We start from the raw sequence: 19,349 nt of genomic DNA on the forward strand, positions 1-19,349 counted from the left end.
CGACTTTTTCGGACGACGAAACGGAGAGCAGTTAGTCGTGGGGCCGTCTGCTACATCGAGCGCGGCGGTTCGACGCCAAGGATCGAGAGCGCGTTCGCGACCGTGTGCTTCGAGGCGGCCACGAGCGCGAGGCGCGCCTCGCGGACCTCGGGATCGACGTCGTCGGCCAGCACGGGACACTCCCGGTAGAACGCGTTGAACCGGTCGGCGAACGTGCGCGTGTAGGTCGCGATCTGATGGGGCTCTAAGTCGTCGGCCGCCTCGTCGACGACCGCCGGGAACCGAGCGATCGTCTCGAGGAGGTCCCGTTCGGCTTCGGTCGCGAGCAGGTCGGCGTCGAGCGAGTCGAGTTCGACGTCCTGCTCCGCGAGATCGGTTTCGGGATCCAATCCGGCCTCTTCCAGAATGCCACAACAGCGCGCGTGGACGTACTGGACGTACGGCGCGGACTGGGCCTCGAAGTCGAGGGCCTGATCCCACTCGAAGGTGATCGCCTTCGTCGGCTGTTTGGAGACGATGTCGTACCGGACCGCACCGATACCGACCTGGTGGGCGATGCGCTCGATGTCGTCCTCGTCGAGGTCGTCGTCGCGGATGCGGTCGTCCAGTCGGTCCTCGACTTCCTGACGGGCGCGGTCGATCGCCTCGTCGAGCAGGTCGTCCAGATCGACGCCGGTGCCGCGACGCGTGCTCATCTTCCCCTCGGGCAGGTTAACGTAGGAGTAGAGCACCTGTCGGAGATCGCTGGTGTCGTTATCGAGGAGTTCGAGCGTCGTTCTCAACTGGCGGGCCTGCAGTTTGTGGTCCTCGCCGAGCACAGTCACGGCGCGGTCGTACTCGTCGAACTTCCACTCGTGGTGGGCCAGATCGCGGGTCGCGTAGAGGGAGGTCCCGTCCGACCGCAGGAAAACGAGGTTCTTGTCGATGCCGTGGTCCTCGAGATCGAGCTGCCAGGCGTCCTCCTCGTAGACGGCCTCGTCGAGTTCCTTGAGGCGGGCGACGAGGTCGTCGGTATCGCCGCTGCGCATGAACCGCGTCTCCTTGACGAACTCGTCGAACTCGGCCGGGAGACGTCCGAGGCAGGCCTTCATCCCGGAGAGCACCTGATCGACGACCTCGCTGACGCGTTCGTAGGCTTCCTCGTCGCCTTCCTCGAGACCCTGCATGATCGACTCGATTTCGGCTTCGGCCGCTTCGACTTCGTCTTCGGACGCGTTCTCGAGGTAGGCGTTACCCTTCCGGTAGTAGCGTACGAGATCGTACTCGATGCGGTCGCGCTCGGGGTCTGCGAGGTCGTCCTCGTCGAAGGTCTCGTAGGCCCAGGTGAAGACGGCCATCTGCCGACCGGCGTCGTTGACGTAGTAGTGGCGGTCGACGTCGTAGCCGGCGGTATCGAGCAGGTTCGCCACGGCGTCGCCGATGATCGGGTTTCGCGCGCGGCCGACGTGAACCGGTCCTGTCGGGTTCGCGCTGGTGTGCTCGACGACGACGCGCTCCTCGCGGTCTTCGAGCGCGCCGTAGGACTCGTCCGTGCCAGCGGTGAGGGTCTCGGCGAAGTAGGCGTCGCTCGGCAGGAAGTTGAGGTACGGGCCCTGCGTCTGGATCTCCGAGACGTAGGTCAGATCGCCGGCGTCGATCTCGTCGGCGAGTCGGCCGGCGACCTGCGGGGGCGGCGCGCCGGCTTCGCTGGCGAGTCGGAAGGCCACGCTCGAGGCGAGCACGCTCTCGACGTCTTCCGGCGGTTCTTCGATCCCGAGGTCGTCCGTCGGGAACTCGAGTTCGGAGAGCGCCCCCTCGAGGGCGTCCTCGACCTCCGTACGCAAAGAGAGGAACATACTGCCTCGTATTCAGGGGTCGAGTAAAGGAATGTCGGGTTTCGCTCGCGTCGCGGGATCGATCGTCTCCGTCTCGAGGTCGCGGGTCTCCGTCACGGGATCGTCGCTCGTCTCCGTCACGGGACCGCCGGTCACTCCGTCCTCGGGCCGTCGAACGACAGTTCGGCGGGGAGTTCGGGCTCCGGTTCGGCACCGTCGGTCGCGAGTTCGGCCTGCACCTTCTCGATCAGCAGGTCGACCGCCATCCGGTTCGCCCCTTCGGGGATGATGACGTCCGCGTTCTTCTTCGTCGGTTCGACGAACTGCTCGTGCATCGGTTTGACCGTCCCGAGATACTGTTCGATCACGCCCTCCAGATCGCGCCCGCGATCGATGACGTCGCGTTCGATCCGTCGCAGGATCCGAACGTCCGCGTCGGTCATGACGTACACCCGCAGGTCGAGCATCTCGAGGATATCGTCGTCGTACAGCGAGAGAATCCCCTCGAGAACGATCACGTCCGTCGGTTCGACCGTGACGCGCTCGTCCTTGCGGTTGTGGATCTCGAAGTCGTACTGGGGCATCTCGACCGACTGGCCCATGAGCAGGCTGTTCAGGTGCTCCTGCAGGAGTTCCCACTCGAAGGCCGAGGGATGATCGTAGTTGACGTTCGCCCGCTCTTCGAACGCGAGGTGCGAGAGGTCCTGATAGTAGTTGTCGAGCGGGATACGGGTGACCGCTTCGCCGACCGTTTCGGCGACGGTCCGCGAGACGGTCGTCTTCCCGGCCCCCGTGCCCCCGGCGATCCCGATGACGAACGACGGTATACTCATCGTCCGATCCAGGATCGGATCGCTATTGAATCCCCTGATACCGACTCGATCCAGATGGAACGGTGTCAGTCAGTTGGTCAATCGAACGCCGTGCCAGTCGCGAAACCGAACCACGCCGCGCCTCGCGGCACCGTCACTCGAACCTCACAGCCGCCTCGCGAAACCGCCGTTCGTGGATCGGCCGGAACGTCTCATCCGACGCGTCGAACTCGGCGGGCGACCAGAACCGGGCCGCACTCGCGTCACTGCCAGCCGTCGGTTCACCCGCGGCGTCGGCCCGGTCCGCCACGTAGTGAACCGTCAGCACGTGCTTGCCCTCCCGCGGCGGCATCGTCGTCGCGTCGAGCAACTCGAGCGCGGCGGGGTCGACGACGACGCCGGTCTCCTCCTCGAGTTCGCGGACCGCGGCGGCCTCGGGAGCCTCGCCGATCTCCATGTGCCCGCCGGGGATCGTCCACTCGCCGACGCCCGGCGGGACGGCTCGCTCGACGCAGAGCACCGCGGACGCCGCGGCCGACCGGTCGACGACCGCGACGCTCGCACAGGGGACCGGGTTGTGCCAGATCACGTTCTCGCAGGTCGGACAGCGTTCGCGCTCGCGACCGTCGAACGTGGTCGTCTCGAGGGAATCACCACAGTGCGGGCAGAACTCGGCTGGACGACTGACCATCTACGATGGTGTCGGCACTGGGGGTATCAAAGCGTTTTCAATCCGATCGGGTCGATGGGCGACGAGTTACAGCGTCTTCAGACCGCTTCCGGTCAGCGGCACGACGACGTCGGCGTCGTCCTCGAGCACACCCATCTCTCGGTACTCCTCCAGCGCTGCGGGCGCGACCGCGCAGGTGGGTTCGACGTAGAAGCCGCCGCGGTGGAGCCGATCGAGCGCGCTCTCGACCGGATCCGAGCCGAGCGCGATGGCGTCGCCGTCGGTCGCCTCGATGGCGGCGAGAATTTCGTCCTTTCGGGCGGGTTTCTCGATCCTGATCCCGTCGGCGATGTCGGCGCCGTCGGTATCCTCCCCGATCTTCCTTCCGCCGAGTTCGTCGACGATGGGCGTGTATCCCGTCGCTTGCGCGCCCAGCAGCCGGGGCATCCCGTCGACGATGCCGGCCTCGTTGAGCAGGGAGAAGCCGCGATACGCGCCGAGGAACAGCGTTCCGTGCCCGATCGGGAGCACGACCGCGTCGGGGACGGTCCACCCCTGCTGTGCGGCGATTTCGAACGCGAACGTCATCGTGCCCGCGTAGAAGGCCGGGTTCCAGGCGTGGCTGGCGTACCAGCCCTCGCCCGTCTGTCGCGGGGCGTCCCCGCTCCAGTCTTCCGATGCACTCCGTGCATCGCCCTCCACCGCGTCGATACAGGCGTCGGTCACGTCCTGACGGCTCCCCTCGATCCGAACCGGGCGGGCGTCGGCCCGCTGGATCGTCATCAGTTTCGACTGCTTGACGTCCGCCGGGACGTAGATGTCCGCCTCGATTCCGGCTCGGGCCGCGTACGTCGCGATGGCGGCCCCCGCGTTCCCCGAGGAGTCCTCGATAACCTTGTCGACGCCGAGTTCGACGGCTCGGGAGAGCGTCGTCGTCGCCCCGCGGTCCTTGAACGATCCCGTCGGGAAGACGTACTCGAGTTTGAACTCGGCGTCCCACTCGGGCGCCTCGACGAGGGGCGTAAAGCCCTCGTGGAAGGTCACGTGGTCCTCGATCGGGAGGAACTCGAAGAACGTCCAGAGCCCGTCGCTGGTATCCAAGCTGTGCAGGGGGAGCGGATCACCCTGCGGGTGCGGCCGTTCGGTGAACTCGAGGGCGTGGCCGCAGTTACAGCGCCACGGCTCGTTCGGTCCGGCTTCGTAGACGACGCCACAGTTCGGACAGGTGAGATCGGCAGGCATGTTAGTAGTCGTCGATGTCGGTGGCGACGGAGCAGACGTACTCGCCCGTCGCGACCTGCGGAAGTCGCCGCGTGCGCCAGAGGATGCCGTCGCTGTCGGCCGTCACCTCGGTTTTGGGTTCGCCGAAGGCCGTCGTCACTTCGAACACCGTCTCTCCGCCACGCACCCGATCGCCGAGGTCTTTGTGGAACGAGATGAGGCCGCCGTTCGGGGCACCGTACTGTTCGAACCCGCGAGCTCGGGTCTGGGCCTCGAGGTGGACGTCACCCGTGAGAAAGCCGTAGTGGGTGAGCACGTTGAAGACGCCCTCGACGCCCTTTCGGATGCTCTCCTCGTCCCAGCCGACGGCCCCGCCGAGTTCGGGGTCGACGGTCGGAATCCCCTCGTCGGGTGCCGCACGCGCGAGTTGGCCGTCCGGTCCCTTCTGATCCAGAATGTAGCCACAGCCGAAGACCTTCGCCAGTTCGAGACAGTCCCCGTGGAGTCGGTGGCGTTTGCCGCAGCGCACCCTGACCTCGTCGATCATCCGGCTGGTCGAGCCCTGGTGGAGATCGAGGATCAGATCGGCTCGCGTCGCCGCCTCGTACGTCGCGGCCGCGATCCGTTCGCTCGAGGTGCCGGCCTCGTTGCCGGGATAGGCCCGGTTCATCTTCGTGTCGTCGATCGGATTGCGGTGTTCGGCGACCTGGAACGCGTGATAGTTAACGATTCCAGTGATCAGGATCGTCCCTGCGAGTTCCGCGGGATCGAGTTTCGGAACGACGCGCTGGATAACGCCGATACCGTTGAGTTCGTCCCCGTCGCTCGCCGCCTGCATGTAGAGCGTCTTTCCCGGCTGTTCGCCGTTGATTACGGCGACCGGCAGACCGAACGGAGTTCCGTCCCGGGTCTCACCGACCTCGAGACGGCCCGTATCGATCTCACCGGGGTCCGCGCTCGCCGTTCCGAGCGTCGTCGTCATGTGCCTGCAGACGGACCCGTTCGTCTTTATTGGTTCGGTGTTCACCAGCAAGCACTGGGTTCGAACGGTCTCCGGTCCGGATACCTATCTGTCACTAACTCCCGATGCAGCGGCGGCACGTGTAGCAGTCGAACGAACTGACGGTCGAAGTGGAACGGCTGCGATGTGCCTCGAGCGAGCCCCACGGCACGGGCCGCCGTGCGGACGCGCCCCTCCTCGAAGAACTCCAGGATCCGGGAGAAGCCCTGCTCCTCCTCGCCGCCGGCCAGTTTGTCGGTGGGGACGCAAACGTCGTCGAGGTTGACCTCCCAGGTCTTCCAGCGGCGGTAGCCGATCTCGTCGATCGGCTGGCCGCTCAGCCCGTCGCGGTCGAACGTCCCCGCCGGTTTCTCGACGACGAAGTCCGAGATGCCGCGGTAGGCGGGTTCCCCGTCCGGATCGGTAATGGCGTCCGTGAGAAACGAACCGTGAACGACCGTCCGAGAAGTCGAGACGGCGCCGTGCGCTCACTCGAACGATCCCGGCGATTCGTCGGACACCGTCCAGCTATCCTCGGCCACCGTCGGCGTCTCTTCGGGCGACAGCTGCATGCTCCGATACAGGTGCTCGAGGTGGGTCAGTGTGTGACGGACGTCGTACTGCTCGACGGCCGCTCTGGTGTCGCGATCCGTTCGGAGGCACGCCTCGATGGCATCGGCCATTCGCTCGAGATTGCCGTACTCGAAGCGTTCGCCGTTGGCGGCGGCGATCGTTCGATCGAACGGCGGAACGTCGGCCGCGGCAACGGGCGTACCGCAGGCGTTGGCCTCGAGCGTGGACAGCCCGAGCGTATCGGCGGTCGAGGCGGTGACGAACGCGTCGATCGAGGAGTAAAAGATCGGTAACTCCTCGCGAGGGAGGAACGGCCGGAGTGTGACGTTGTCCGGTGCGTTCCGCTCGAGGGAATCGCGGTACGGACCCTCCCCGACGATGACGAACTCGTACTCCGGTAACTCCTCGGCGACCTCAAGGATATCGCTGACGTTTTTCTCCATGCTGAGCCGACCGCTGTACCCGATTACGGGTCTGTCGGCGCCGGAATACCGGTCCTCCGCAGTCGGCTGAAAGAACTCCATATCGATTCCGACCGGGAGCGGAACGTGGTTGACGTCGCGTTCGATCCGCGCCGTCGAGGCGGTCACGATATCGAAGCTTTCGAGGAACGCGTTCTCCAGGGGGACGTACAGTTTCCCGATTGCAGTAGCGATCGACTCGAGTTTGACGCTCTGGTGGAAGTACTCCTCGAGCGGCGTATGGTGGGTGTAAATCGTCGGCAGTTCGTGTTTCCGAGCGTAGTAGCGCCCGAGGAGACCGACCGACGCGGGGCCGTGACAGTGGACGACGTCGAGTTCGGGGAGCGTCGACGGCCGCCTGAAGAGCGGAATCCGGTAGCCGGCATAGAAGGGGTTGGGAAGCGATCTGACCGGGATCTCGCGGTCACCGGGTTCGTAGTCGCCGTCCGGATAGACGACGTATACCTCGTGTCCCTTCCGTTCGAGTTCCTCTCGCCAGAGTTTGATCGTGTACGTTACGCCATCGATCTCGGGGAAGTAACTGTCCGTGAAGTATCCGATTTTCATTCACGCCACCTCCTCGTACAGGGACCGGTACTGGTTCGCGACCGTCTCGAGCGAAAATCGTTCGCTCCGGTCGGTCGCGGTCGATCCGAGTCGACGCCGGAGGTCGGGGTCTTCGAGCCGTTCGAGGGCATCTTCGAACGCGTCGACTCCTGCCTCCGATCTCGGCCCCGAACCCTGTTCCGACTTCGAGGTCGACACCTTCAGACAGTCCTCGCCGTCCTCGAGCCACGAGAACGTCTCGATGTCACGGACGAGGACCGGTTTCCCGGCGGTCATCGCTTCGAGCAGCGCGATCCCCTCGTTCTCTTCGTGGGTCGGGAAACAGAAAATGTCGCCCGCTGCATACGCACCACGAACGTCGTCGATGTAGCCAGTGAACGTGCAGTTCTCCGGTGACTCCTCGATCAACCGCGTCGTCTCTCGGCCCTTCAGCGAGAGGTCGAGGGGACCGAACCACGCGAAGTCCAGATCCGGCAGTCGGCGAGCCAACTCGACGAACGTCTCGAGTCCCTTGCGTTTGATGACGTGGCCGACGAGAAAGACCACGGGCGGATCGAGGTCGTACCGCTCGCGGTACTCCGCCTCGAGGGACTCGAACCCCTCGAGTTTCTCGCGGTCGACGCCGTTCGAGATGACGGTCGTCGGCGCGTCCGTGTAGGTCTCGATCAGCCGTCGGTTGTACTCCGAGGGACAGACCAGCGCGTCGGCAAGCCCGTAGGCCCACTCGAGATACGGTTGCAACGGTTTGGCGAGGGTGTTCGTAAAGCGGAAGCTGTCTCCGAAGTCCTCGGCCGTGACGTGCGTGTGGGCGACGATCGGGATGTCACGCGATCGAGCCCGCTTTGCATACCAGACCGATCGGGGTCCCATAAGGTTGCAGTGGAACGCATCACCATCGAGCGTTGGTTCGGTCGTATATCGCAGGTCCAGTCGGTCCAGCATCTTCCGCTGGTGAACGACCGATTCGTGGATCCCACCGGTAATCCGCTTCTCGAACTCGAGGTAGTGATTGATCTTCATGCCGGATCTTCGGATTCGTCCGCGACTCCTCGAACCGACCGAGATGAACCGACAACCGCCGTGATCGGGCGGACGCGACGGTCGGTTACTCGACTTCGAGCCACGGTACCTCCATGAGCGGCGGGATGTGCGTCTCGACGTGGTGTTCCCAGACGCCCTCCTCGCCGAAGGCTTCCCCGTGATCGGCGGTCACGACGACCCGCCCGTCCAGTTTCGGGATCAGGTCGGCAACGGCCTCGAGAGCGATTCGCAAGTTCTCCTCGTAGAGTTCGAGGGCCGCTTCTCGGGTGCCGTTCCTGACCAGGTCGGCGGGGTCGAGTTCGAGCCAGAGACCCGCTTTTTGTACGAGTTCGCTGCCCTCAAGTCGACTCTCGACCTTTGGCCGGATGGTGTCGCCGAGCGATGAAAGCGTGTCATCTCCACCGTCGGCCGCCGTTTCGGCTTCCTCCTGTCTCCGAATCCCCCTCTGAATCTGCTTGAGTTTCTGTCCCTTTCCGCGGGAGAGGTACGGAGCGTGTGGCTGCATGTAGTGCAGTACTGTCCGATCGGCCCGTTCGACGGACCCAGACTGGGACTGGAACGCTTCCGCGAGGCTCTCCGGCGGGACCGTTCCGAGGTCGTCGTTCCACCCGGTCTTCCAGACGTCGAACACGTCGCTGATGTGGTCAGTGGCCGACCACTCGTAGTCACAGCTGGCTCCCCACTTGAGTTCGTTCAGTGGGACACCCAGATCGTTGATGAACGGATTTCCGGAGAAGTACGCGATGTCGTGGTCGCCGTCGAACGTCCGATAGGCCCACTCCGGCGTCGACGAACCGGTACTCCGGCGTTTTTCTAGCCTTCCGTCGAGATACTCGTCGTAAATCTCACTGAACACGTCGTATCGACACGCGTCCAGCACGACGCAGTAGTCCCACTCCGATTCGAGGAAGCGTTGGTCCTCCATCGCCCGTGAGCCTCTTTCGAATCGAGCACCGTATTCTTATTCCCGTATGGGAATCGCTACTATCGACCTATCACCCCGAAGTGTTGTCTTACAACTGTAGATTCGGTCAGAGCGATTCGAAGAGCGGTCGCTCGAGCGCCTGTGAGTAGAGATAGCCTACACTCGTATCCAGTACCTTACTGACTACTATTCGGGACCCGATCACACGAAATGTGATAGGTGGTTGATGTGTCACTCGAGATACCCGAGTTCGCGCAGCCGGTCACGGGTCTCTTCGTCGGCCTCAGCTAACGCGTTAGCCTCGTCGGCATCCGTCTCGTTCGGGTCGTCCCACGCGCCGCCGACAGCCTCCTCGAAACGAGCGAGTGCCCGTTCGGTCGCGGCGACACCCTCGTCGTTCGCCCCGTCGACCGGCGTTTCCTCGTCCGGATCCTCGTCGAGGCGATAACCCTCGTCGGGAATACGGTCGGCCCGAACGTACTTCGCGTCAGTGCTGCGGGCGGCACGCAGACGCGAGTAGGCCCGGTGATCGTCGGAAAGATCGATACCGGCATCGCTCGCCTTCTCTTCTAAGTGGTGGAGTTCGATGACCGGCTGGGCGTACTCGACGAACGCGTAGTCGGCGTCGCCGTCCCCCTCGCGCACCGCCTGCTGGCCGGGATCCGGGTCTTCGATCGCGGCGAACTCACGGTACTCGCTCGAGAGCAGCGACCGAGTCGGATCGAAACCGACCGCGTCGCCGTCGAGGTTTGGCTCGACGTCGGCGGGAGCGACGTCTACCGCGTCGAGCACCGTGTGATAACAGTCGACCAACTCGACGAGATCGGTACGTCGGTCGGCCTCGAGCCCGGGGTGTTTCACCAGGAACGGGACGTTGATGAGTTGGTCGTAGAGGGCGAACTCGTGACCGTAGAGGTCGTGTTCGCCGTGAAGTTCGCCGTGATCGGCCGCAACGATGACGGTCGTCTCCTCCCACTGCCCGGTTTCGCGAAGCCACGCGAACAGTCGGCCGAGTTCGGCGTCCATGTGGGCGATTTCGGCGTCGTACAGTCCGCGAATGGCCTCCCACTCCTCGTCGCCGATCTCTCGAGCGCCCGAATTGTACTCCTTGGAGTTCTGGCAGACGTCGGCAGGGTCGACGCCCGGAGCGAACTCCTCGCGGTACGTCTCGGGCGGGTAGTAGGGCAAGTGGGCGTCCATCAGGTTGACGAACGCGAACCATCCCCGGTCGCTCTCGCTGTCGTCGATGAACGACCGCGTCCGATCGATAACCGACGGCGTCTTCGAGTCGGCACCCTCGCCGCTGGCGAGTGTTTCGTGGGCCATCGCGCCGACCCTGACGAGTTTCGACGCCAGCTCGCGGAGGTAGTCGTTGTCGTTGACGGCCTGCCACGCGCTGGCCAGCGGTCCCGAGAGAACGTCACCGGGGAGGACCTCGAAGAACGAATCCTGTTCGTCGAACCCGTGGGTGAGGCCGGTGTAGGGGGTGATCCAGGCGTTCGAGGAGTAACACGCCGTGTCGTAGTCGGACGCCGACAGAACCGAGGCGAGAGTCGCGACGTCGTCGAGGTACGGGCTCCCCTGGTCGGCTCCGTGCTGGCTCGGATACCGCCCCGTAAACATCGAGGCGTGAACCGGCAAGGTCCACGGAGCGGGCGCGACGGCACCGTCGAAGACGGTCGCCTCCTCGGCGAACCGGGAGAGTTCGGGCGTCGTCTCCCGCTCGTAGCCGTACGGGCCGAGTCGGTCCTTCCGGACCGTATCCAGAACGACGAACAGGACGTTCGACTGGGGAGTCTCGTCCATTACCGGTACCAACCGGGTCCGGCTCAATAAAACGAGTGGAGCGGTGATCGACACCGATACCCGACCGCTTCCCGTCACCGGCAATCAGATGTTTCAAGTTTGCTAACGATTCATATCTGCCATGGACGACCAAAATCGACGCGCATTTTTTCTCGGTGTGGTCGGGGCGATCGCAGTCTTTGCCGTCCTCTTCTTCGTCGTCGGAACGGATCGCGTTATCGACTCGCTGCTGTCGGCCGAACCGACCCTGGTCGTCGTGACGTTCGTGCTCGCGCTCTGCTGGCTCGCCGCGTGGAGTCTGATGCTCCGGACTGTCCTCGCTGCGCTCGGCGTCGACGTTTCGATGGGCAAGGCGTTCTTCGTCTACGCCGGCGCCGTCTTTGCGAACAACGTCACCCCGTTCGGCCAGGCCGGCGGCGAACCCGTCGCCGCGTTGCTCATCTCCAAGGTCTCCGACACCCAGTACGAAACCGGTCTCGTCGGCATCGGGAGCGTCGACGTTCTCAACGTCGTTCCGTCCGTCTCGCTCATCCTCGTCGGCGTCGGGTACTACGCGACGACCGCCGCCGTCGGCGAGCGCCTCGAAACCGCCGTCGGCTCCGCGGTCGCGTTGATCGCCGGAATCGTGGTCGTCATGATCCTCGTCTGGCGGTGGCGCGACGCGCTCGTCGACCGCCTTCCCGCCATCGTCGCTCCCCGAATCGGTCGACTCGGACTCGAACGGTTCGACGTCGAAACGCTCGAGGCGGACCTCTCGGATCGGCTGGGGCGGTTCTTCGAGAACATCGAGCGCGTCGCGACGGACCGGTGGCATCTCGCCGCCGCGGTCGGCCTCTCGCTGGCCGGGTGGCTCTTCCAGGTGGCCGCACTCACGGCGGCGTTCGCTGCGCTCGGCTACAGCGTTCCACCCGCCGTCCTGCTGTTCGTGATCCCGCTCGCCAACCTCGCCGGGGCAGCGCCGCTTCCGGGCGGACTCGGCGGGATCGAGGCCGCATTCGTCACGCTGCTCGTCCCGACGACCGGCATCGAGGCGTCCGCCATCACCGCGGCCGTCCTCATCTTCCGGGGCGCGATATACTGGATGCCGGTCGCGATCGGCGGCGCATCGGTGTCAGCGTTCGGCGTCAACGCACTGCGGTAACTCCACGACCGTTCCGCCGACCGAGCGGTTAATCTTCGTCCGCCACAGAGGGTCGGGCGTCCACTCGTCATGCACCGCGGCGGCCACATCGGATTCAACGCCTTGCTGTACGCCCCGTTCGTCCCGCTGGTGAGTCGCTACTGGTCGGTCGAGGTCGCACTGCTGGGCGCAGCGCTCGCTCTCGGCGTCGCGAACTTGCCGGATATAGACGAGTTTCTGCCGCGGCTCCCCCACCGCGGGCCGACGCATACGGTCTGGTTCGCGGTCTTCATCGGCGTCGTCACCGGCGGCGCCACCGCGCTCGTCGCGCCCTCGACACCGCGGACGTTTCAGTTCGGGTTCGTCGTCGGAGCCTGCAGCGTCCTCGCTCACCTCGCGGGCGATGTCGTGACACCGATGGGGATCAGCCCCTTCGCCCCGCTGTCACGGTACCACGTAACGCTCAACTGGTTCAAATCCAGGGACGACCGGATCAATCGAGTCTTTCTCCTCGTCGGTCTGTCGGCACTGGCCGCGTCGTTGGTCCTGACGAACGGACTGCCGACGCTGTTCGGCTGAGGGGAGTCGGGTAGGCTCCTGAGTCCGTCGACTCGAAGCGCCTATCCAGTACTGAATTGAGAGAAAACGTCCGATCGCCACGCGAGAATTCCGATAGATACCGCCCAGAGCGCGACTGTTGCGAATAGTCCGTGAACCGCGATCCCGGGACTCCACGTCGTTTCGAGCGGGAAGAGCCAGTCGATTCCCCCCGGCGAGAGCGAATCGATCGCGAGGTGCGAGCCGATCGCCAACCCGGCGGCGAGTGCGATCGTCCGTTCCCGAGTGACTGCATACGCTCCGGCGACGATCGCTAGCGCAAACAGCGGCGTATGGGTGACGGCACGGTGAACCAGCGGCCAGCCCCACTCCGCAGGAAAGCACAGGTCCACGTCCGGGAGGAGTCCGAAGACGATCCCCACTCGCGGATCGGCGTCGGTGAACCCGCGAACGAGGGCGTAGCCGACGATGGCGTGGGTGGCGAACACCCTGGCGAGAAACAACATCCGTCCGGACTCCATACTGCCTCCTTCGGCCGAGACCCTTACAGAGATTGTGATTCGTTCACACACCAACGCGGTCCGGTGAGACGATCGACTCCGCTCGAGAGCCAATAATGATTACATCCGGGGTGGAACCATCCATCGCTAATGAATCCGCTGCAACTCGACGGAATGCCGACGTGGCTCGAGTCGATGTTTACGTCGGAACTCGCGCTTGCAGTGTTGTTCGGAATCTGCATCCTCGAGGGCGCGATGATGTTACGGTTCATGCCGAGCGAACTCGTCGTTCCGAGTGCACTCGTGCTGATCGGCTCGTCGATCCCCGAAACGATTACGATCGTCGCTATCGCGGTCGTCGGAACGACGATCGGACAGGCCATCCTGTTCTATCTCGTTCGCCGCGCCGGGCGGGAGTACGTCGTTCAGAAGCGGTGGTTCCCGCTCACGGAATCGCGACTCGAGCGATTCGACGGCTGGTTCGACCGCTGGGGGGCCGTCGCCGTCGCCGGGAGCAATACGATGCTGGTCGTCAGGGGACTACTCACCGTCCCCGCCGGACTGTCGGAGATGAACGCGCGCTCGTTCGTCGCGCTGTCGGCGATAGGCTCGCTGTCCTTCCAGTCGATCCTCGCCGGCCTCTACCTCCTCGGCGGCCGTGTCCTCGTCTTCGGGTAAGCTCTTTCGACTCCGCGGGTCACCGAAGCCTCCGATCAGAAGGGGCCCTCGTACCCGTAGTTACCTAGTCGCCGAGTCACTCGGTACGGGGCGAGAATACCGCGCCCCTAATCAGGAAACTATGCTGAGAACGTCCAGTAGCCGGTCTACGTATTTGTCGTATTTGCCTTCGTTCTCCGCCGCTTCGTCGGACGATTTCGCCGTCCGCTCGTCGTCAGTCATAGCACAGTATTGTCTACGCAACGACGTGAATTTTCCGGGATGGCGGATGTACAGTTCGCAGACTACCCTTCCGACCAGTTTACCGTTTCACGGACGAGGGATCAGTCGTCGCGTCGGTGGACGGGGAGCTGGAACCGAATCCCGGCGTCGCGAAGTCGCCACCTGATCTCTAACCCGGTCCACGTCAGTCCGGAGAGGAGTGTGACGCCGACGGCGGCGAACTCAGTCGATCCCATCCAGATGGGCGTCGCAAAGAGGAGTCCGTTGTACCATCGGTGGGGAAGGTGTTCCTCCAGGAGGTTGCCGAGATACTCGAATGGGGTGAATCCGAACCTGCCGCCACCGTCACCGCCGCCTCCGTCGTCGTCGTCGTCATCCGCGCGGGACTCGAGGCCGAGTTCGGCCGCGCTCCGGCCGCCCTCGCTCTCCGCGCCGGTCTCGAGGCGTTCTGCCTCGTAGGGGAGCGTCGACCCGACCTCCCACACGATCTCGCCCGATGCGTTGACCTCAATCACGCGGTTGCCGTGGGAGTCGGAGATGAGCGTGTTCCCGTTTGGGAGCCGGTCGGCGTCCCGGGGCCACTGGATCCGGTCGTCCGCCCACTGCCAGGTTCGGTTCCACTCGCCGTCCTCGCGCTGGAACTCCTGGACCCGCCCCTGCTCCGAGTCGGCGACGAGGACGGCCGGTCCGCCCTGCGATTCGGGGATGTAGTCGGGGTTGTGCTGTTCGTACTGGACGTCGTAATCGTTCTCGCTTCCGAGCGTCCAGTCGTCGACCAGTCCCTCCTCCGGATCGAGGAAGACGACCTGATCCTGATTCCGAAGGCTGGCCATGATTCGTCCCTCGTGTTCGCCCGCTTCGATGTACTCGACGTCATTGATGTGCGCCCAGTCTTCCGGATACGGACCGGCTTCCTCGACGGGGAAGTCGCTCTGGGCGTCCCAGAGCCAGTCGACGACCTCCGTCTCGGTGTTCACCACGAACACTTGATCCGCGACGATGTCGGCGATAGCGACGTGCGTTTCGTTGATGCGAACCGCGTCGTGCCACTCGCCGGCGGTCTCCTTGTAGTCGTAGCGCTCGTAGAGCACTTCGACCTCGCCGGTCTCGAGATCGACTCGCTCGAGGACGTTTTTCGCACACGGTGGATCGCTACACGTCGGCCCCTCGGCGTGGATCGTGTCCGTCGCGGTGTACTCGACGGTCAGCGGATCGTCTTCGGTGGGATCGACGTCGAAGTACTTCGTTCGCGAGTTGTTGTAGTACATCACCTCGCCGTCCGGCGTGTACGCGGTAATCGTCCCCGCACGCCCCGATTCGGTGACGACCGTGTGGTTCTCCGTCTCCGGTGCGTCCGGAACGTCCGCTTCGGACGCAGTCGAGAGACCGTCGTCCGACGCCGCAGTAGCGAGTACGGCCACTGAGAAGAGGACGACGACGAGGAACGCGATCCGAAGTCGATTCCGAGAGAGCGTCGATCGGACGTCCCCGAGCGACGGGAGCGAACGATCGCTCACGATTCGGTCACCGTCGAGTATCGAACTGCCGTCTGCGGGCTCATCGGGTTTCCTGTTTCCCGAGCAGGATATTAGTGCTTTTTCTAGACTCCCACCCATAACCGGTCGAGTGCGTCGACGAGGTCGGTTCGGTGAATTACCAGTTCGCCGATGACATAGCCCGCGGTAGATCGCCCGTGCTGTGATTCGTTCTGCGTATTCCAGTAGCTCCGACGCTCGCTGCGTGGACGTCACGCCGGCGACCGCCAGCGTTCTGTGCGTCAAACCCGACGTCTCCGTGGGGGAGGGTAACTCTGTCGGGAATTCTGTGCCTGAGCGAGAGAGTCGATTCCGGACGAACCAAAAAGCGTATTCCGCCGCTCCCGAAGCACTACGGCAGCGTGACCAGAACGGAACCCCATCGCTCCGGGACGGATTGCGGCGACGCCGAGACGGCGCACGACGATCGGCCGGTACTCGAGTCCCGACGCCACCGATTGAGTGCGTATCTCCGATACAACGGGGAGCGGATCTGTCGCGATACGGTGGTATTGGTCACCTGGGCACTGGTGATGACGATCTGGATTCAGGGGAACGGACTGCCGCGTTGGGCGTGTTACGTCGTCACCTTCGTGGGCGTCGTCGGCTATACCCAGATGACGGCGCCGTGGTCGCGGCCGTACGCGAGCGTCGACGATTTCGAGTCGACATCGGCCGACGATCGGTTACTACAGGAATCGAAGTAGCGGGACGAGCATCGTCACCATCCAGAGGAGCACGCCGAGTCTGACGAAATCGTGATCTCGAGGATCGGCCCGAACGGTGTGTGACGCGCCGACGGCGACGAACCCGAGTGCGATCGCCGTCGAGAACCGATGGACGAAAACGTTGACCGGGAGTCGCGTCACACCGAGGACGGTATAATCGAGGAGGATCGCGACCGCGAAGCCAGTCGAGGCGGCGGCGAAGGCCGCCGGGCGATCGAGAGACCGCCCGAAATAGTACGCACAGATGGGTAACCCGACGACGAGTAGCGGGTAGAACGCTCCCACGATGAGCCGCGGATCGACGTTTCCGAGTCGCATCTCAGCCGCGAGCGCTCCGAACCGAATGAAGAGGTAGAGTCCGATCAGCGAACCTGCCAGCAGCAGTGCACGCGATACTCGAGAAGTGACCACCTTCCGGAGTCGAGTCCGTGAGGAGAGTCGACTCGCAACCATCGTCCCCGAGAGGAACCCGACGAACGCGAGGTGAACCGGCGGACTATCCTCGAGGTCGACGATCGTCACCCAGCCGTTCGCGTCGGAGCCGTGGTCGTTACCCAGATGGACGCGCCTCACGTCCGCCACATATCGCCGGTCCATGAACTCGTGTTCGACGTATCGCTGTGAGTCCTCGACGCTGTCGACCGTATGGCTGAGGCGAAACCAGTCCCAGTGTTCGCTGTGCGCCTGAATCGCGGTCCATTCGTCGTCGTCGTCGGGCGACTCGTAGGCTCGAATGTGGTGGCGCGCGCCGAGATACTCCCCATCGTGTAGTTGATAGCTCTCGGCGAGCCACAGACCGCTGGTCGAGTCGTCCTCGGTGGCAACGTAGGTGTACCGTGTCGAACCGTCAGCGGTTCCCCACGCCGTTGCCGTACCGACGAGATCGTCGTTTCCGTCGGTATTCACGTCCTCTTGCTCGGGAGTGGTTTCGTTCCATTCGCCGCGACTCCGTTCTTCGAGATGACGACGCGTTTCCGCCGGGTCACCACTGATTATCATGTTTATCGCGAGCGTCCGTTCTTCGAACGTCGGTGCTCGACTCGTATACGGCCATATCGGCGAATCGTCGTCGACAGTCACCGTCGATCCGTGCCGTTCAACTGCGGCGTCACCGGGCGATGTGACGACGGACGACCCGAGGACCAGAACGACGAACACGACGGCAAACATCCCAAAGGCGATCAGTGTTCGTCGATCGATAGCTGGTCACCTCTATTGATGATTGTTCGATCGTACAAATACGGGTAAACCCCGTCCATTGGACTACATAGGTCCCTGGGTGTTTCGCATATAGGTCTTCTCGTCCGATTTGTCGGGTTCGCTTTCGATGAATGTCCACCTATCTAACTGGTGCTTGGTACTGATCGTCGTTTCCATCGAGATAGTGCATCTAAACGCCGGCCGCCGCGCCACTGAGAAGCGTCGCCTTGCGCTCCACGAATCTAGTAGTATCGCTCGCCAGTGGCGTTAGGGGAGTTACGTCTGATACGAATGGGTAGCAAATCTCATCGTCTCACTCCGCATCCTACCCCGAACAGCGCTCACAGGAACAACCGGAAGTAGTACGGGCTCAGGAAGCCCTCGATGACCGCCGCGACGGCGAGCAGGATTCCGACGCCGGCGAGCACCCAGAACGCGCGCTCGAGGGCGTCCGCGAACTCCGTTCGAGTCGCCCGCCCTCGGAACGTCCGCCAGCCGACCCGACCCAGCCAGATGCCGACCGCCGTGGCGATGAAGATGGCCGGAATCTCGAGAATCCCGTGCGGGATCACGAACGCGAGGAGTTCCATCGGTTCGGCCTCGGTTCGACCATAGACGCCCATGAACACGCCGTTGAACAGCAGCGACGCGATCGCTGGGAGGACGAATGCGACGCCCGAGAAGGCCGTCGTGAGCGCGACCATCCAGTTGTTACCGAAGAACTCGAGGGCCGCTGCCGGCGGAATGTGGCCCTCGAGGCGACCGGAAATCGACGTCTCGAGCGTTCCGGCGAGCGGTTCGGCGGCCTCCCAGCCGACCCAGAAACTGGCGAACGCGAGGACGACGACGAGCGCGTGGGTCCCGGGCGTCGCTCGGACGAACGAGACCATCTCGTCCCAGCCCCGTCGAACGCCGACTCGGAACTGGCGACGAACCGAACGATCCGGCGTCGTCGGCGGTCTCAGTCGGCCGCGGTAGTCGTTGTAGAGGGCCGTCTTCAGGAGGTCGAGGAAGGGGAAGACGAGCAGCGCCGTGACGAGCGAGGTGAACGCCATCACGTCGACCAGCAGTAACACGCCCGAGACGGCAGAGATCGCGAGCATCGTTCCGAGGGAGACGACGTAGTAGAACCCCGCCCGAACCGGACGGGCGCGGACGAACGCGAGGGTGTTGGAGAGCGACTCGAGAGCGGTCGTATCGTCGACGACGACGGCCACCGGTGCGAACGCGAACAGCGCTCGAACGGCCGCGAGCGCGACGAGTAAGACGAGTGCCGCCAGGAGCGCGATCAGCCCGGCGATCAGTCCCGCACCGGTCGCCGCGAGCGCGATCACGGCGACGACCGCGACCATCGTCCCGATTGTGAGTAGCACCGCGATCCACGCCAGGAACTCGAGCACGTACAGCCCGAGAAATCGCAGCCAGTAGCGGCGGGCCCCCGCGATACCGGCGGTCAGGCCCCGTTTGTCGATCAGCCGGGCGCTGCAGGCGGTGAGCTGTCCGGCGCTGACGATCGGGGAGAGGAGCACGAACAGCAGGATCGACAGCGCAATCGTCACGAGGACGAGTGCGAGCATCCCCGGCGTGAGCACCTGCTCCATGGCGGGTTCGAGTCCGCTCGCCCACTCGTCGAACGCCTCCTGATCGGCCTCCGGATCCGGCGGGGTGGTATCCATCTCACCCAGGTGGTCCTGAATCGTCGCGAGTCGGCCCGTCGTCTCGAGGTAGACGAATCCGACGGCGATCGCGAGAAACGGAACGAGACGAACGATCGCGGGGACGGCAGCCCCGAGTAAGTACCACGGGAGGAGATCGGACGGCCGGCGGCGGAGCGCGGCGATAGCGGCAGTGACCGAATCGGAGAGGGACATACTGACACTTCGCTCGTCTTTCAGATAAATGAACCTCTATCGGTCGG

The 19,349-nt window shown here is 64.1% G+C and carries 18 protein-coding genes; 4 read left to right on the plus strand and 14 right to left on the minus strand.

Going from position 1 to position 19,349, the window contains the following annotated elements; genetic code table 11:
• Positions 1 to 50: 50 nt before the first annotated feature.
• The 10 genes from argS to ACSFC7_RS23475 form a co-directional block, all read right to left on the minus strand.
• Complete coding sequence (argS, locus tag ACSFC7_RS23430; protein WP_436345418.1) at positions 51 to 1,835, minus strand: arginine--tRNA ligase; 1,785 nt, start codon at positions 1,833 to 1,835, stop codon at positions 51 to 53.
• A 12-nt stretch (positions 1,836 to 1,847) separates the two neighbouring features.
• Positions 1,848 to 1,970, minus strand: coding sequence for a hypothetical protein (locus ACSFC7_RS23435; protein ID WP_436345420.1), 123 nt, complete (start codon positions 1,968 to 1,970; stop codon positions 1,848 to 1,850).
• Complete coding sequence (gene udk / locus ACSFC7_RS23440; protein WP_436345422.1) at positions 1,967 to 2,647, minus strand: uridine kinase; 681 nt, start codon at positions 2,645 to 2,647, stop codon at positions 1,967 to 1,969. Before udk ends, ACSFC7_RS23435 begins: the two co-directional genes overlap by 4 nt.
• Before the next feature lie 133 nt (positions 2,648 to 2,780).
• Positions 2,781 to 3,317: an NUDIX domain-containing protein gene (locus ACSFC7_RS23445; protein ID WP_436345424.1), complete on the minus strand. Its 537-nt coding sequence runs from the start codon at positions 3,315 to 3,317 to the stop codon at positions 2,781 to 2,783.
• Positions 3,318 to 3,383: 66 nt separating this feature from the next.
• The gene (locus ACSFC7_RS23450) at positions 3,384 to 4,538 is read right to left on the minus strand and encodes a pyridoxal-phosphate dependent enzyme (RefSeq protein ID WP_436345426.1); all 1,155 of its coding nucleotides are present in this window, start codon (positions 4,536 to 4,538) and stop codon (positions 3,384 to 3,386) included.
• Between the two features lies 1 nt (position 4,539).
• Entirely contained in the window at positions 4,540 to 5,499 is a 960-nt protein-coding gene (locus ACSFC7_RS23455; protein WP_436345428.1) for a succinylglutamate desuccinylase/aspartoacylase family protein, read from the minus strand.
• 506 nt (positions 5,500 to 6,005) lie between these two features.
• Positions 6,006 to 7,118 (minus strand): glycosyltransferase, encoded by a 1,113-nt coding sequence (locus ACSFC7_RS23460; RefSeq protein ID WP_436345430.1) that lies wholly within the window; start codon positions 7,116 to 7,118, stop codon positions 6,006 to 6,008.
• The gene (locus ACSFC7_RS23465; RefSeq protein ID WP_436345432.1) at positions 7,119 to 8,138 is read right to left on the minus strand and encodes a glycosyltransferase family 4 protein; all 1,020 of its coding nucleotides are present in this window, start codon (positions 8,136 to 8,138) and stop codon (positions 7,119 to 7,121) included.
• Positions 8,139 to 8,223: 85 nt separating this feature from the next.
• Positions 8,224 to 9,084, minus strand: coding sequence for a hypothetical protein (locus tag ACSFC7_RS23470; RefSeq protein WP_436345434.1), 861 nt, complete (start codon positions 9,082 to 9,084; stop codon positions 8,224 to 8,226).
• Between the two features lie 231 nt (positions 9,085 to 9,315).
• Positions 9,316 to 10,890: a sulfatase gene (locus tag ACSFC7_RS23475; protein WP_436345436.1), complete on the minus strand. Its 1,575-nt coding sequence runs from the start codon at positions 10,888 to 10,890 to the stop codon at positions 9,316 to 9,318.
• A 121-nt stretch (positions 10,891 to 11,011) separates the two neighbouring features.
• On the opposite strand from ACSFC7_RS23475, the gene ACSFC7_RS23480 reads away from it, so the two are divergent.
• Both ACSFC7_RS23480 and ACSFC7_RS23485 read left to right on the plus strand, forming a co-directional pair.
• Positions 11,012 to 12,031: a lysylphosphatidylglycerol synthase transmembrane domain-containing protein gene (locus tag ACSFC7_RS23480; protein ID WP_436345438.1), complete on the plus strand. Its 1,020-nt coding sequence runs from the start codon at positions 11,012 to 11,014 to the stop codon at positions 12,029 to 12,031.
• Positions 12,032 to 12,100: 69 nt separating this feature from the next.
• Entirely contained in the window at positions 12,101 to 12,589 is a 489-nt protein-coding gene (locus ACSFC7_RS23485; protein WP_436345440.1) for a metal-dependent hydrolase, read from the plus strand.
• A 41-nt stretch (positions 12,590 to 12,630) separates the two neighbouring features.
• On the opposite strand, the gene ACSFC7_RS23490 is transcribed toward ACSFC7_RS23485, so the two are convergent.
• The gene (locus tag ACSFC7_RS23490) at positions 12,631 to 13,089 is read right to left on the minus strand and encodes a metal-dependent hydrolase (RefSeq protein WP_436345442.1); all 459 of its coding nucleotides are present in this window, start codon (positions 13,087 to 13,089) and stop codon (positions 12,631 to 12,633) included.
• Positions 13,090 to 13,218: 129 nt separating this feature from the next.
• Here ACSFC7_RS23490 and ACSFC7_RS23495 point away from each other — a divergent pair, with 129 nt between their 5' ends.
• Complete coding sequence (locus ACSFC7_RS23495; RefSeq protein WP_436345443.1) at positions 13,219 to 13,746, plus strand: DedA family protein; 528 nt, start codon at positions 13,219 to 13,221, stop codon at positions 13,744 to 13,746.
• A gap of 323 nt (positions 13,747 to 14,069) precedes the next feature.
• Here the strand turns inward: ACSFC7_RS23495 and ACSFC7_RS23500 are convergent, their stop codons facing one another.
• Positions 14,070 to 15,485 (minus strand): aryl-sulfate sulfotransferase, encoded by a 1,416-nt coding sequence (locus ACSFC7_RS23500; protein WP_436345445.1) that lies wholly within the window; start codon positions 15,483 to 15,485, stop codon positions 14,070 to 14,072.
• Positions 15,486 to 15,865: 380 nt separating this feature from the next.
• Here ACSFC7_RS23500 and ACSFC7_RS23505 point away from each other — a divergent pair, with 380 nt between their 5' ends.
• Positions 15,866 to 16,210: a hypothetical protein gene (locus tag ACSFC7_RS23505; protein WP_436345447.1), complete on the plus strand. Its 345-nt coding sequence runs from the start codon at positions 15,866 to 15,868 to the stop codon at positions 16,208 to 16,210.
• On the opposite strand, the gene ACSFC7_RS23510 is transcribed toward ACSFC7_RS23505, so the two are convergent.
• Entirely contained in the window at positions 16,193 to 17,230 is a 1,038-nt protein-coding gene (locus ACSFC7_RS23510; RefSeq protein ID WP_436345449.1) for a hypothetical protein, read from the minus strand. The genes ACSFC7_RS23505 and ACSFC7_RS23510 overlap by 18 nt on opposite strands.
• A gap of 542 nt (positions 17,231 to 17,772) precedes the next feature.
• Complete coding sequence (locus tag ACSFC7_RS23515; RefSeq protein WP_436345451.1) at positions 17,773 to 19,302, minus strand: stage II sporulation protein M; 1,530 nt, start codon at positions 19,300 to 19,302, stop codon at positions 17,773 to 17,775.
• Positions 19,303 to 19,349 lie beyond the last annotated feature (47 nt).

The sequence above is a fragment of the Natronorubrum halobium genome (assembly GCF_051351675.1).
Lineage (GTDB): Archaea > Halobacteriota > Halobacteria > Halobacteriales > Natrialbaceae > Natronorubrum.